Source organism: Veillonellaceae bacterium (genome assembly GCA_025992895.1).
Lineage (GTDB): Bacteria > Bacillota > Negativicutes > Veillonellales > Dialisteraceae > Dialister.
The window spans coordinates 1,422,373-1,436,842 of the sequence record DAJPGA010000001.1 but is presented as its reverse complement, the minus strand read 5'-3'; the positions used below and the strand labels follow the sequence as shown (position 1 = coordinate 1,436,842).

Sequence of the window (14,470 nt, the reverse complement as noted above, 5' to 3'; positions counted from 1 at the left end):
AAAAATTTGGGCTTTGGTATAAAAATAAATTATGGCAGGATTGTTTAGAGAACCTGGGAGAGGAATTCCTTTGTCCGGTCTTCTTTTGTATGATTGAACACGTCTTCCGGAGTACCTTCTTCTACTATGACGCCCTGGTCGATAAATACCACGCGCGATCCAACCTCACGGGCAAATCCCATTTCGTGAGTAACGACGACCATAGTCATTCCCTCTTCAGCAACTTCCTTCATGACGTCCAATACTTCATGGACCATTTCTGGATCCAGTGCAGAAGTCGGTTCATCAAACAAGAGAGCTTTCGGCTTCATCGCAAGAGCACGGGCAATCGCGACTCGCTGCTGCTGACCGCCTGAGAGCTGTGCCGGTTTGTAATCCGCTTTATCAGCAAGGCCGACTTTCTTCAGAAGAAGCATACCTCTTTCCTTCGCCTCATCAGAGGAAATCTTTCTTACCTTCATAGGCGCCAGCATAAGGTTTTGCAGTACTGTCATGTGCGGGAACAAATTAAACCGCTGAAAGACCATACCAACTTCAGTTCTTACGTAATTGATGTTCTTTTCTCCGTTAACCTCAAGGCCATCAAAGAAAATAGCGCCCGATGTCGGTGTTTCAAGTCCGTTTATGCAGCGTAAAAGCGTACTTTTCCCTGAACCGGACGGTCCTATGATAACCACAACTTCTTTTTCCCTGACCTTCAGGCTGATGTCTTTTAAAACTGTAAGATCACCAAACTTCTTGCTGATATGGTTGATCTCTATCAAATTTTTTGTTTCAGGCATAATTATCTCTTTTCCAAAGCGGCAACTACTCGAGAAATTGCTAATGTCATAATGAGGTAAAGAATTGCAACGGTTGTCCAAATTTCAAAGGATCCATACGTCTGAGCGATAATTAACTGTCCTCTTCTTGTCAATTCTTCAAATCCAATAACTGAAACCAAAGAAGAATCTTTCAGCATCGCAATGAATTCATTACCGAGCGGCGGCAGAATGTTTCTGACCGCCTGCGGCAGTATTACATAGTACATCGTCTGCCACCATGTTAATCCCAAAGATCTTCCTGCTTCGGTCTGACCGATATCGATTGACTGGATTCCTGCTCTGAAAATTTCAGAAACATAAGCACCGCTATTAATACCACAGGCAGTAACGGCAGCTGCAAAAGGTTCAACTCTGTGCCCTGTAACAATTGGCAGTGCAAAATATATAAGGAAGATTTGCACCAGCAGAGGAGTTCCTCTGATGCAGTCAGCGTAAATAGTGGCCAGAATTCTTAAAATCTTCATCTGGGAAATTCTGGCAATGCCCACAAACAAGCCAATAAAGAAACCAATGGCAACGCTGACCGCTGTGATTTCAATCGTCACACCTGCTCCAAGAAGCAGTATGGGAAGGGCATGCTCAATAAGTTCAAAATCCATCGAGACTTCTCCTTATATCTGACTAAATCTGACCATCAATAAACAAGATCAATAATTGGCAGCTAAGATTTAGCCAAATTCTTAATTGTCAGAACAATACGCCAAAGCATCTTCTAAGCGTTTGACGGCCTTTTCTTTACCAAATAATGCAATCATATCATAGAGGCCAGGTCCATGGGTAACACCTGTCAAAGCAATTCTAACTGGTTCAAATGCAGCTTTTCCTTTGACTTTTGTTTCCTTCATCAGGCGGGTAAAACAACTCTTGATAGAATCAGCATCGAAGGATTCCAGATGCTTCAGTTCTTCTGCAAAGGATTTGATGATCAATGCACTTGTTTCAGCCTGCATGACAGCAAGCAGTTCCGGATCCTGAAGCACGGGGAGATCTTCAAAGAAAACCTTAACATTCTCCGGAGCCTGAGCACCATAATACAAATGATCACGTACATACCACACGACTGCTTTGAGCCATTCTTTCTTATCAGCATCGATAGATTCCTGTACGTATCCTGCCTTTTCAATAAATGGCAGAGTCAGTTCCAGCAGCTGATCCGGTGTTAACTGCTTCATATACTGGAAATTGATCCAGTTCAGCTTTTCAATGTCAAAAACAGCATCATTGGAGGAAACACGGTTCATAGAGAACTGCTTGACTAATTCATCTACTGAGAAAATTTCCTGTTCTCCCTGCGGTGCCCATCCAAGCAAAGCCAGGTAATTGAACATAGCCTGCGGGAGATATCCCATATTTCTATATTCAGTCACTGAAGTAGCGCCATGTCTCTTACTCATCTTCTTATGGTCAGCACCCAGAATCAGAGAAATATGACCAAACTTAGGAACTTCATAACCCAGCGCTTCATAAATAGCTAACTGTCTGGGTGTATTGGAAAGGTGTTCTTCAGCACGGATAACGTGGGTAACCCCCATCTTGGCATCATCGATAACTACAGCAAAATTGTACACCGGAATGCCATCGGATTTTACAATGATGAAATCACCGATTCCGGATGCCTGGAACTCAACATGGCCTCTGACCATATCATCAAATGCAAACACACCGTCTTTTCTAACTTTCAGGCGGACGACCGGTTTGCGACCTTCAGCCTTATACTGATCAATCTGTTCCTGCGTTAAATGTTCGCAATGTCCATCATAAACCGGAGTCTTGCCTGCTGCTATCTGTTCTTTTCTGCTTTCTTCCAGTTCTTCTTCTGTGCAGTAGCAGTAGTAGGCTTTTCCTTCATCAATCAGTTTCTTAACTTCTGCATTGTAAATATCGAGACGTTCAGTCTGTCTGTATGGGCCATTGTCTCCTCCCACATCGATGCCTTCATCCCAGTTAAGTCCCAACCACTTCAGAGAATCCTTTATGTTTTCTTCGGATTCTTTCGTAGATCTCTTTAAGTCTGTGTCTTCAATTCTAACCAGGAATGTACCATTCATGTGATGTGCATAGAGCCAGTTGAACAAAGCAGATCTGGCGCCGCCAATATGAAAAGGTCCTGTAGGACTTGGTGCAAAACGAACTTTAACTTTCTTCTCCATTAAAAATCCCTCCTAAATAATATCGCAGATGCAAAAGACGCAATTCCTTCTTCTCTGCCTGCTGCATCTAATTTTTCATTTGTTTTTGCCTTAATCCCCAATTTGGAAACCGGGATATCCAATACACCGGCAATGTTAGCCTTCATAGCATCAATATATCCTGCCAGATTAGGTTTCTCAGCAATAACAGTCGTATCTATATTTCCAATCAGGAAACCAGATTCAGTTATCATTTTACCGACATTCTCAAGCAGTTTCAAACTGGAAATCCCCTTATACCTGTCATCAGTATCAGGGAAATAATACCCAATATCCCGCAGCCCAGCGGCACCTAGCAGAGCATCTATAATGGCATGTATCAGAACATCCGCATCAGAATGCCCCTTTAATCCATGATGATCTCTTATTTTGACACCACCGATGATAAGCGGTGATGATTCATCCATCTGGTGAATGTCATACCCCTGCCCTATACGGCAAAATGCATTATCTTTATTCATCATTGTCTTGAATCGATCCCAATCTTCTGGTGTTGTTACCTTAAAATATGATTCTTTCCCGGGCACTACGCTGACCTTTATGCCTGCATTTTCCAAAATGGAAGCATCATCTGTAATGGTGCTGTCATTTTCCAAAGAAGATACTGCCCTTTGGAAAATATCTGTATAAGCGCCCTGCGGAGTTTGTGCCCTGATCAAATTGGAACGATCCAGCGTCTTTACTATAGTGTCATATGACACAGCCTTCATCGTGTCAACGCAGGGTAATCCAACCATAACGGCAGGATGACGGGAATCAATAGAAATGAACGCGAGATCGATTATTTCTCCATCCACGAAAGGTCTTGCCCCGTCATGGACCAGTACTTTTTCTGAATGATCAGACACCTGTGCCAGACCATTTCTAACTGAATCAATTCTTTTGGCTCCGCCTGATGCAAATTTCACAGGAATCTTGAAATTGAGAGATTCGACTAAGGGGAGAAAAATGCTGAGTTCTTCCTTGCGAACTACAATAATCAATTCAGAAAGCAGCCTGCTCTTCTGAATATTTTTCAGTGTGTAATAAATTAAGGGATGTCCTTGGTATTCCAAAAACAGTTTATTTTTTGCTGCATTCATTCTGGTACCTTTACCTGCAGCAACTAAGATCAAACTATTCATTCGTCACTTTCCAATTTTGCAAATATCATTTTTCCGGCGGAAGTTTGTAATACAGATGTAATGATGACCGGAACCTCTTTTCCTATGCACTGGCTCCCGTTTTCAACAACGATCATTGTGCCATCTTCAAGATAGGCAACGCCTTGTCCTTCTTCCTTGCCGCTCTTGACCAATTGGACAAAAATCTGCTCGCCCGGAATTACAGCAGGTTTCACGGCTATTGCCAGATCATTAATGTTCAGAACAGCAACGCCCTGCAGCTCAGCTACCTTATTCAAATTATAGTCATTAGTGACTATTTTATAATTTTTCTCACGTGCCAGCTTCACAAGTTTGGAATCGACTTCAGAAATATCCTCAAAATCATTTGTTACGATGATCACATCATCTTTGCTGTTCTTTCTCATATGATTGAGTATGTCGAGTCCCCTGCGTCCACGGTTTCTCTTCAGAATATCAGAACTGTCAGCAATCTTCTGCAGCTCTTCCAAGACAAAAACAGGGACGATGATCGGCCCTTCAAGAAATCCTGATCTGTAAATGTCTGCTACACGTCCATCTATGATTACGTTTGTATCCAATAACTTGCCTGTATGATGATCTTTATTCTTTTTCTTATCAAAAGATCCTTCTGCATGCAAATGCAGCCAGCCTGCCAATTCACTTTTTTTACTGACTACCAGGTGCATACCAAGATAGCCGAGGATGATACTCAGAGCTACTGAGACATATGGTCCGATATAGGGAACACTCCCAAAGGCCAGTCCGACAAGGTTTGCAATAATGAGACCCAAAAACAGCCCCAGAGTCCCTGCAATGAGATCCTGCGTGGACATGGCTGAAAGCGATTTTTCTACTGTTGATGTGAACATAAAGAGGCTCTTGATCAGGTATGGCGAAATAAAGCTCCCGATAATAGCCCCGAATATACCGCCGACCAGCATGGCAGCCAGCGACATAAATGTGATTCCTAAAATAGTTTCAGTCAGAACTGAGTTTGGCAGCAGCAATGCAAGTACTGTTTCCCCCTGCCTCGATAAAACGATTCCGAGGACAGTGAAAAGCAAGACAAATATTGCTCTCAGTATTTTTTCCGGCATCTTAAAATTTCCTCTTAATTAAAAAAAGTAGTGTCATAAACAAATTGAAACAAAAATCTTATGAGTTTAGTTCATTCTTATGTATGTTTTATGTATTTTTTTATTATACCAAAATATGCATGCGATTTACACTACTCTTGCTAGAAAAAACGAGACATTATAAAAAATCAAGAGCCTGCGTAATCTTTTCAACAAAATGAATATCCAGGCCATGACCAATTTTACCACTTTCTTCAAGGGATAATACCTCATTTTTATTTCTGGAAGGAAGAATGAATTGTTTGAAATTCATCTTTATTCCCTCCTTGAGTCTGATTCCTATATGAGAAACAGGGAGTATTTCACCCGTCAGCCCGATTTCCCCAAGGGCCATCAGCCCGGATGGTATGGGCTTTTCCTTCTTCATTGAAACCAAGGAGAGTGCAACAGCAAGATCAGCTGCCGTTTCCCTCACCTTAAATCCGCCCGCAACATTAAGATAGACATCATCCGAAGAAAACATAACATGCCCGCGCTTTTCCAGAACAGCAAGAAGTATAACAAGCCTGTTATAGTCATATCCTGAAGAGATCCTCCGTGGTATGGCCAGCACGGAATGTGTTGTCAGCGCCTGGATTTCAATCAATATCGGCCTGAGGCCTTCCATACATGCCATGACGATAGATCCGGGCACCATTTCAGCCCTGTCTCTTAACAGATATGTTGAAGGATCCTGAATCCCTATCAATCCCTTTCCTTCCATGACAAAAAGGCCTGACTCTGCAGTAGAGCCGAATCTGTTCTTTACTGTCCGCAGAACCCTGAACTGATAGCTTCGGTCACCTTCCAGATAAAGAACAACATCCACCATATGCTCCAAAATACGAGGCCCTGCTAAATTACCCTCTTTAGTAACATGGCCTATGATCATGACTGTTATATTGTTCGCTTTTGCAAACCTGACAAGAGCAGCTGTACAATCCCGTATCTGAGCGGGACTCCCCATGGGAGAATCGTTATCTGAAATGTACATGGTCTGGATGGAGTCAATAACAAGCATATTAGGCTTGATTTCATTGGCTTCGTTGACAATTGCCTCAAGATCTCCACCCGAATAAATATAGCAGGCATCTCCATTGATGTTAAGACGCTCAGCCCGAAGCTTGATCTGCTCTTCTGATTCCTCACCGCTGCAATAAAGGACGGTGTTCCCTGTTTTCGCCATAGCATTGCATATCTGCAGGATAAGTGTTGACTTGCCTATACCCGGCTCACCGCCCCATAAAATTACGGACCCTGGTACGACACCACCGCCAAGCGGCCGGTCTACTTCAGAAAGGCCCAACTTGATCCTGTTATGGTTCGACAGATTGATTTTGGAAAGGCTGACAGGAGCCTTTGAAATAGTTTCAGCTCCGCTGATTCTTATATTTTTGGGAGCAGATACTTCAATTTTCTCTTCAAGGGTATTCCATTCCCCACATTGTGGGCATCTCCCCATCCATTTTAGTGTTTCTGCACCACAGTTCGAACATTTATATTTAATGTTTTTATTATTCTTCCCACTCATGCTAAATACCTCATATAAAAAAATGGATACAGGCAATGCGGCCTGTATCCATTATACTATACGTTTACATAACACGTTTACATAACTGAAATTATTTAGCTGTAAAAGTTAATTTATTCTTGTCATCCGTATTGATCTGAAGTACTGACTTGCCTTCCAACCCATCTTCCAGAATCAGATTGGCAACCGGATCTTCGATTTCTTTCTGGATAACCCTCTTCAAAGGACGGGCGCCATACTCGATATCTGTACCATCTTTGATCAGAAGCTTCTTCGCGGAATCAGAAATTTCAAGACTTACATTGAAATGTTCCAGTTTCTTTTCTACATCTTTCAAAAGCAGATTTACGATGGCGGAAAGGTTTTCCTCCGTCAATGGATGGAAAACAATGATTTCATCGATACGGTTGATGAATTCCGGTCTGAAGGTACGCTTTACTTCAGCAAGGATCGTTTCCTTGATCGATTCGAAATCCTCATCCTTCTTATCATCACTATCAGAAGAGAAGCCCAGTTTCTTTACGTGTCCCTTGAGATAATTGGATCCCAGGTTGCTTGTCATTATGATGACACAGTTTGTGAAATCAACCGTACGTCCCTGACCATCCGTCAAGCGGCCGTCATCCAATACCTGCAGGAGGATATTGAAGAAGTCCATGTGAGCTTTTTCTACTTCATCAAAGAGAATGACACTGTAAGGATTCTTTCTGACGGCATCAGTCAATTGACCGCCTTCTTCATATCCGACATATCCTGGAGGTGCACCAACCAGACGAGAAACTTCATGCTTTTCCATGTATTCGGACATATCAAAACGAATCATATTCTTTTCGCTGCCAAACATTGTCTCAGCCAGCGCACGTGCCAATTCCGTTTTGCCGACACCGGTCGAACCGAGGAACAGGAAAGAACCGATCGGGCGTTTCGGATCCTTCATGCCTGCTCTCGCACGGCGGATTGCAGTAGCAACCGCATGAACAGCATCATCCTGTCCGATTACCCTCTTATGAAGTTCATCTTCCAGATGAAGCAGACGTTCGGAATCACTCTTCTTCAGATTCTGGAGCGGAACACCTGTCCATTTGGAAACAACTTCTGCAACATCTTCTTCAGTTACAGTAAGATGATCATGGTCAGCGCCTTTCCATTCTTTCTTCATCTGTTCAATATCTGCTTCAAGCTTCTTTGACTGGTCACGGTAAATAGCAGCGCGTTCATAATCCTGCGTAGAGATTGCTGCTTCTTTTTCTTTCTGCAGGGACGCAAGCTGGGCTTCTTTGTTCTTGAGTCCTTCTGGTGCTGAAGAAGCTTCCATACGTACTTTTGCAGCCGCTTCATCGATTACATCAATTGATTTATCCGGCTGGAATCTATCCGTAATATAACGTCCGGAAAGCTCAACTGCAGCCTTCAATGCTTCATCGGTAATTTTGGCCTTATGGAATGCCTCATATCTGTCGCGCAGGCCTTCCAGAATACGGAGAGTATCTGCAGGATTTGGTTCTCCGACCTTTACAGGCTGGAAACGTCTTTCCAGAGCGGCATCCTTTTCGATATATTTTTTATATTCTTTCAAAGTGGTGGCACCAATGCAGTGAAGCTCGCCTCTTGCAAGTGCAGGCTTCATGATATTTGCTGCATCCATGGAGCCTTCGCTGGAACCTGCTCCTACCAGTGTATGGAGTTCGTCAATGAACAGAATCCAATCAGAATGCTGCTTGACCGTATCCAGCACCTTTTTCAGCCTTTCCTCAAATTCACCCCTGTACTTGGTACCAGCAACAACTGCCGCCATATTCAGTGAAATAATATGGCAGTTTTTTAATATTTCAGGCACATCATTGTTTACGATTCTCTGAGCCAGGCCTTCAGCGATAGCAGTTTTACCAACGCCAGGTTCGCCAATCAGCACAGGGTTGTTTTTATTTCTTCTGGACAAGATTTGGATAACTCTGTTGATTTCTTCCTCGCGGCCAATGACAGGATCGATTTTCCCCTGTTTGGCACGTTCATTCAAATCGATGGCAAAATCGCTCAAATCACCAAGGGAAGCCGATTGATCACCCTTGGAATTATCCTCAGAAAGCACATCTTCAAATGCTTTCTGAAGTTTATCTTCAGTGACTCCCAGCTGCTCTAAAATCCTTACAGCCAGACCGCCGCCTTCGTGCAGGATTGCCAGAAGCAGATGTTCCGTCCCGACATAAGAATTGCCAAGCTCATTGGCTTCTTCAACAGCCATCTCCAGTACGCGTTTTGTACGCGGTGCAACATACAGTTCAGATCTCCTGAACAGGGATGTATTTCTGCTGCCGGACAAAAGCTCTTCCAGAGTACCTACAGTAATCCCCAGCGAATTTAAAATCTTTCCGCCTGCGGAATCTCCTTCATGAGCAATGCCGATCAGCAAATGCTCAGTACCGATGTAATCACTGCCCAATTTTGCAGCTTCCTGTGCTGCAAATTTCCAGGCATTCTTAACACCATCAGTATATCTATCTTCCATATTAATCCCTCCTTATAAGGGTAAATAATCTTTCATTATAATTCTTTAACTGCATCTCTCAGTAAAGCAGCGCGCCATGCATTGATGGATTGAGCATCATCCATCTCTTTATGCGTTGTATAAGCGACCTGGTTATTTGAAATCAGGGAAAAAATTTGATGAAACAACAACCCATTCTTATCTGGTATCATTTTCTCTTTTACGCCAGCTTTTATAAGACCTGCCAGTTTCATCGCTTCCTGTTCGTCAATCTGCCGGGCATATTTCAAAGTTCCCAATGCCCTCCAGATCTGATCCCTGATCGTTATCTCAGAACCTTTGAACATCTTTTCCCAGTACTGGCTTTCGATGTCATTGATATCCGAAAGAAGCGAATCAAACCTTTGCATATACTTTTCTTCCTGGACACCTATCGTCTGTGTAGATTTTATTTCATAAAAGGCACTATTCCAGGAATCATTACCTGTCAGGCTCCTGATGGAAAATCCCTGACGCTCAACAGCCCTGGCCAGATCCCTGATTCTGCCGTTAGCAGTAAGGCCTGGAAGGAAGAGTATTGCCTCAGCAGCTAATCCAGTACCCGTATTAAAAATGGATCCTGTTAAATAGCCGAATTGATTATCATAAGCATAGCGGATTGATCTAGATAATTTGTCATCAATTTGAGTTAAATCTTTCCAACTGTCAGAGAAGGAATCCGCATGACCGGCTGCATTGAGGCATATATGATCCAATGCATTAGACAGGAGAGAAATATGTCCGTCTCCAATCAGGAACAAACTGATTCCATTTAAATTCCGCAGACTGTTTTTCGGAATCATTCCTCTGTCAAGCAGTACCTGCCTTTGGTTTGAATCCATGCCTGAGAGCGGATACTCTTCAGCATCAAGTCCAGCTGCATCAAGAGCCCTTTGTATTTCAGACAAGACCTTTTGTCTTTCCTGCATGGAAAGCTTCTCAGGAAAATGAAATCCGCTTATATTTCTCCTGATGCAGATTCTCTTTCCAAATTCTGATCGATCCTGGTTTCCATCAGTCAAGCCGCCTGCCGGGCCGGCTAAAAACTCCTCTAATTTCATTTGGAGCTTCCTCCCTCAAGTTTATTAATCTGGTCTCTGATTACAGCTGCCTGTTCATAGTTTTCTTCCTTGATGCACTTCTTGAGCTCGCTTTTCAGCCGATCGATTTCAGACATTCCTTCCGTTTTTTCCTCGTCCTGTTTGCCCGGAGCCTTTCCGATATGCTGATCGGTTCCCTGATTTTTATTCAGGAAATTTTTCAATTTGGAACGGAACTGGTTATAGCATTCCTCGCAGCCAAGCAGACCATCTTTCCTGAAATCCTGATAAGTCTTTCCGCAATTGGAACATGACAAACCAGGCTGCAGGTTCTGCTCTGCATGCTGGAACGGATTGACGAAGTCATTACCGAAAAAGGAATCAAATGGATGAGCAAAAACTTCCTGATTCCAAAGATCAAACGGATCGTTGATCAAATTTTCTTTCCTGGCACAATCCCGGCATAAATGCCGTTCAGATCTTCTGCCATTAACCACTTGCGTCATATGAATGACAGCTTCTTTTTGATGACAAGAATCACAAAGCATTTTATTCTCCTTTCGTGACCCATTCAATTCTATGAATCATTGTCTTGGCTGCCTCACGACGGTGGCTTTCAGGACAATACTCCAGCATTGTATGAGTTAGTGTACAAATTAATCTGTATTCTCTAGATGAGATAATTTCATAATCTAAGAGCATTCTGAAATAGCTATCTAATCCATTCTCTATTTCTGTAATACTATTGGGATGAATTTCATTGGTTCGTTGTTTCCCTCCTGTGCTGGTACTGCTTCTGATCTTGGATGAAGCCTGATCCTTAGAATGTGAAGGTGCATTATCTTCCCTTAACGATATCTTGATATATCCTCCGCTTCCACGCCTTGATTCCACGACAAAACGATTATCGGGAGAAAATCTGGTATTAATTACATACGTAACTTGAGAAGGAGCACATTCTAATAAATCGGCCACATCTTTCCTTTTCAGTAAAATTTCATCAGTAGACTGTTTACCCAGCATTTCCAAAATAAACTTTTCAATCCTGTCAGATAACATTGAATTATTCATTGCTTGCCAGCCCTCCCTTCTATTGATTCTTTTCTATATTATAAAACAATAAATCAAAAAGTCAATAGGTCAAAGTAAACTATTTGATTATTTTTTTATTTCATCAATACTATTCCATCAAGAGACAATTTCCCCCGTAAATCACGATTAAAACCAGCCGTATATCTATTTACTAAATATGAAAAGCCATGCTGAATTTCAGCATGGCTTTATCAATTCAAATTTGAAACTTCTAAAATCCCCAAAATGACGGGACTCTTTATGAATGTACCGGGTACTATAAGAGACTACTCTTCGTATTCGAATGTTCTTACTTCTCTTAAAGCTGTCATCACTGCACTTTGCGAGAGTCCGCGCCTCAGAAGAAATGCGGCGGCCTTCCTGTAATTAATTAATAACTCCGGTTTGATCCGTCCTTTTTCTTCCAGTAAGGAAACTGCAATATCTATTTCTTCTTCAGGTGTTAAATGCTTATTAGTATGGAGCCCTCTGGATTTAAGCTTCTGATGAATATAGGTATCCCCATAACATTTTCTGTTCCGGAATGAATCAAACAAATCATCCGCGAGTTCAGAATCATTCAGATACCCATAGTGCTTTAACTTATCCATGACTTTGCCTATCTCATCAGGATCATATCCTTTGCGGGCCAGTTTGGTTCTAAGTTCATATTCACTTTGGGGTCTGTAATTCAATAAATGAATTGCTGATTCATATGCAGTCTTATTTGTCCTCTTCATCTTGTTCAGATAATACGCCATCTTCAAAATGGCCCGGTTCAACGACAAGTGTATCCCTGATGGTTTTATCAATCTCAGCAGCAACATCCGGATGTTCCTTCAAGTATGTCTTGGCTGCTTCACGTCCCTGGCTGATTCTGCTTCCATTATAGGAATACCAGGCTCCGCTCTTCTGGATAATATCCATATTTACAGCAATATCAAGAAGTGTTCCTTCTACAGAAATGCCTTCCCCATACATGATATCAAATTCAGCTACCTTAAACGGAGGAGCCACTTTGTTCTTTACAACCTTTGCTCTTGTCCTGTTGCCGATAACATCCGTACCATTCTTTATGGCTTCCGCTCTTCTTATTTCAATACGCATGGATGCATAGAATTTAAGTGCGCGTCCGCCTGTGGTGGTTTCCGGGTTGCCGAACATAACGCCGACTTTTTCACGAATCTGGTTAATGAAAATAACGATTGTTTTGGATTTGCTTATGATGCCGGTCAGTTTTCTGAGAGCTTTACTCATCAGTCTTGCCTGAAGGCCGACAGACTGATCGCCGATATCGCCCTCAATTTCCTGTTTCGGGACCAATGCAGCAACGGAGTCGATGACTACGATATCAACAGCGCCGCTTCTGACCAAAGATTCACAAATGCTGAGCGCCTGTTCACCACTATCCGGCTGGGATATTAATAAATCTTTAGTATCAACGCCAAGCCGATGAGCATACATTGGATCCAATGCGTGTTCAGCATCAATAAAAGCAGCTACTCCGCCTAATTTCTGGGCTTCAGCAATTGCATGAAGTGCCAGTGTGGTCTTACCGGAAGATTCCGGACCATAAATCTCAATCACTCTGCCGCGTGGATATCCGCCAACACCGACAGCAATGTCAAGCGCTAAGGAACCTGTAGGAATAACATCAATATCTAATTTATTCCCCATATCGCCAAGGCGCATAATCGATCCGGCGCCAAATTCACGAGTAATCTGATGGATTGCATTATCAAGAGCTTTTCTCTTTTCTGCATTACTATCTGTTGCCATCTTTTTCCCTCTCTTCCTGCACTAACTTCTTAATGTATTTCATAGCATAATAGAAAGCCGTCTCTGCAGCGGCATAACGGACGCTCTTACGTGAACCCATAAAATGTTCTTCGTAAACAGCAGTCCCGATTGGCCCTGAAACCCCGATATAAACAAGCCCGGCAGGTTCTCCCCTTTCTCCGGCGCCTGGTCCGGCATAACCTGTAGTAGAAACGGATATATCACTCTTATAAAGTCTGCGTGCTCCTTCAGCCATCTCTTTTGCCACATTTTCACTGACTGCTGTGTATTTTTCAAGCACTTCAGGGTCGACACGCAGGATATTTTCTTTCGCTTCATTCCAGTACGTCACCGCACTGCCTTTGAAATAATCAGAACTGCCGGGCAGATCCGTGAGAAGCTTCCCAATCAATCCGCCTGTGCAAGATTCTGCAGCACTTATCGTCAGCTTATTGTTTCGGATTTCCTTAACTAAATCTTCCCTTGCGTTCTTTTCTATATGATAACTTGAGACAGGCAGCAATTCTCCTATCTGCTTTATGACGGGTTCCATCAGATGATAGGCATCATCTGCACTGCATCCCTTTCCAGTCACCCTGACCAGAATATATCCCGGTCTTGCCAAGAGCGCGATTGTAGGATTATTCTGGGCTTTTAATAAATGGATGATCCTTGTTTCTATTTCTGCTTCCGATAATCCTTTGACCGGCAGTTCAGCAGAACGAATTACCCCCTGATTTCCAAACTTTTCCTCAAGGAATGGCATCATCTGATTCTGTGCCATCATTTTCATTTCAAATGGAGGTCCGGGCAGATGAATCAACAATTTGCCATTGTATTCTGTTACTGAACCGGAAGCGGAACCATACTCGTTTTTTAGTAAAACAGCCCCTTTGGCAAACCAGGCCTGCCTTTCTAGAGACGGAAGGTATTTACGCTTCTTCTGTTCATAATATGACTTAAGCCGAATGGATTCGTCAGCATTTAGCATGAATGGAATCCCTAATGCGTCAGCTCCGGCCTTCTTTGTAATATCCCCCATAGTTGAACCCAGTCCGCCTGAAGTAATAACAATATCCGCTCTTGCCAAAGCAGTCTTGAATGTCTCTTCCAGACGTTTCGGATTATCCCCTGCTGTGGTCAAATATGCCACAGTATAACCATGTTCATTCATAAAAGATGCAAGCCACTGCGCATTTTCGTTAACGATCTCTCCCAAAAGCAGCTCAGTGCCCGTGGTTATGATTTCAGTTATCATGATTCCCTCTCA

General features: G+C 42.7%; 13 protein-coding genes. All 13 read right to left on the bottom strand.

Annotation, left to right across the window (positions count from 1 at the left end; all coding sequences use genetic code 11):
* Positions 1–44 precede the first annotated feature (44 nt).
* A complete protein-coding gene (locus OIM03_06110; GenBank protein HJI73848.1) occupies positions 45–764 on the bottom strand; it encodes an amino acid ABC transporter ATP-binding protein in 720 nt (239 codons plus the stop codon).
* A gap of 20 nt (positions 765–784) precedes the next feature.
* The gene (locus OIM03_06105) at positions 785–1,423 is read right to left on the bottom strand and encodes an amino acid ABC transporter permease (protein HJI73847.1); all 639 of its coding nucleotides are present in this window, start codon (positions 1,421–1,423) and stop codon (positions 785–787) included.
* Positions 1,424–1,504: 81 nt separating this feature from the next.
* Positions 1,505–2,974 (bottom strand): glutamate--tRNA ligase, encoded by a 1,470-nt coding sequence (gltX, locus tag OIM03_06100; protein ID HJI73846.1) that lies wholly within the window; start codon positions 2,972–2,974, stop codon positions 1,505–1,507.
* The gene (gene ispD / locus OIM03_06095) at positions 2,974–4,137 is read right to left on the bottom strand and encodes a 2-C-methyl-D-erythritol 4-phosphate cytidylyltransferase (GenBank protein HJI73845.1); all 1,164 of its coding nucleotides are present in this window, start codon (positions 4,135–4,137) and stop codon (positions 2,974–2,976) included. The genes gltX and ispD overlap by 1 nt, the downstream gene beginning before the upstream one ends.
* Entirely contained in the window at positions 4,134–5,237 is a 1,104-nt protein-coding gene (locus OIM03_06090) for a PIN domain-containing protein (protein ID HJI73844.1), read from the bottom strand. Before OIM03_06090 ends, ispD begins: the two co-directional genes overlap by 4 nt.
* Positions 5,238–5,394: 157 nt before the next feature.
* Positions 5,395–6,786 (bottom strand): DNA repair protein RadA, encoded by a 1,392-nt coding sequence (radA, locus tag OIM03_06085; protein ID HJI73843.1) that lies wholly within the window; start codon positions 6,784–6,786, stop codon positions 5,395–5,397.
* Positions 6,787–6,877: 91 nt separating this feature from the next.
* On the bottom strand, positions 6,878–9,292 hold the full coding sequence (locus OIM03_06080; GenBank protein HJI73842.1) for an ATP-dependent Clp protease ATP-binding subunit: 2,415 nt from the start codon (positions 9,290–9,292) through the stop codon (positions 6,878–6,880).
* Positions 9,293–9,327: 35 nt separating this feature from the next.
* Positions 9,328–10,371: a hypothetical protein gene (locus OIM03_06075; protein ID HJI73841.1), complete on the bottom strand. Its 1,044-nt coding sequence runs from the start codon at positions 10,369–10,371 to the stop codon at positions 9,328–9,330.
* Positions 10,368–10,787: a UvrB/UvrC motif-containing protein gene (locus OIM03_06070; GenBank protein ID HJI73840.1), complete on the bottom strand. Its 420-nt coding sequence runs from the start codon at positions 10,785–10,787 to the stop codon at positions 10,368–10,370. The genes OIM03_06075 and OIM03_06070 overlap by 4 nt, the downstream gene beginning before the upstream one ends.
* 112 nt (positions 10,788–10,899) lie before the next feature.
* Positions 10,900–11,421 (bottom strand): CtsR family transcriptional regulator, encoded by a 522-nt coding sequence (locus tag OIM03_06065; GenBank protein HJI73839.1) that lies wholly within the window; start codon positions 11,419–11,421, stop codon positions 10,900–10,902.
* A gap of 287 nt (positions 11,422–11,708) precedes the next feature.
* The gene (locus tag OIM03_06060; protein ID HJI73838.1) at positions 11,709–12,161 is read right to left on the bottom strand and encodes a recombination regulator RecX; all 453 of its coding nucleotides are present in this window, start codon (positions 12,159–12,161) and stop codon (positions 11,709–11,711) included.
* Complete coding sequence (gene recA / locus OIM03_06055) at positions 12,145–13,200, bottom strand: recombinase RecA (GenBank protein ID HJI73837.1); 1,056 nt, start codon at positions 13,198–13,200, stop codon at positions 12,145–12,147. The genes OIM03_06060 and recA overlap by 17 nt, the downstream gene beginning before the upstream one ends.
* Positions 13,187–14,458, bottom strand: a complete 1,272-nt coding sequence (locus tag OIM03_06050; GenBank protein ID HJI73836.1) for a competence/damage-inducible protein A — start codon at positions 14,456–14,458, stop codon at positions 13,187–13,189. Before OIM03_06050 ends, recA begins: the two co-directional genes overlap by 14 nt.
* Between the last annotated feature and the right edge of the window lie 12 nt (positions 14,459–14,470).

Coding starts and splice junctions, on each gene's coding strand:
- OIM03_06105 (HJI73847.1), bottom strand. CDS start 1,423: ATGGATTTTGAACTTATTGAGCATGCCCTTCCCATACTGCTTCTTGGA.
- gltX (HJI73846.1), bottom strand. CDS start 2,974: ATGGAGAAGAAAGTTAAAGTTCGTTTTGCACCAAGTCCTACAGGACCT.
- ispD (HJI73845.1), bottom strand. CDS start 4,137: ATGAATAGTTTGATCTTAGTTGCTGCAGGTAAAGGTACCAGAATGAAT.
- OIM03_06090 (HJI73844.1), bottom strand. CDS start 5,237: ATGCCGGAAAAAATACTGAGAGCAATATTTGTCTTGCTTTTCACTGTC.
- radA (HJI73843.1), bottom strand. CDS start 6,786: ATGAGTGGGAAGAATAATAAAAACATTAAATATAAATGTTCGAACTGT.
- OIM03_06080 (HJI73842.1), bottom strand. CDS start 9,292: ATGGAAGATAGATATACTGATGGTGTTAAGAATGCCTGGAAATTTGCA.
- OIM03_06075 (HJI73841.1), bottom strand. CDS start 10,371: ATGAAATTAGAGGAGTTTTTAGCCGGCCCGGCAGGCGGCTTGACTGAT.
- OIM03_06065 (HJI73839.1), bottom strand. CDS start 11,421: ATGAATAATTCAATGTTATCTGACAGGATTGAAAAGTTTATTTTGGAA.
- OIM03_06060 (HJI73838.1), bottom strand. CDS start 12,161: ATGAAGAGGACAAATAAGACTGCATATGAATCAGCAATTCATTTATTG.
- recA (HJI73837.1), bottom strand. CDS start 13,200: ATGGCAACAGATAGTAATGCAGAAAAGAGAAAAGCTCTTGATAATGCA.
- OIM03_06050 (HJI73836.1), bottom strand. CDS start 14,458: ATGATAACTGAAATCATAACCACGGGCACTGAGCTGCTTTTGGGAGAG.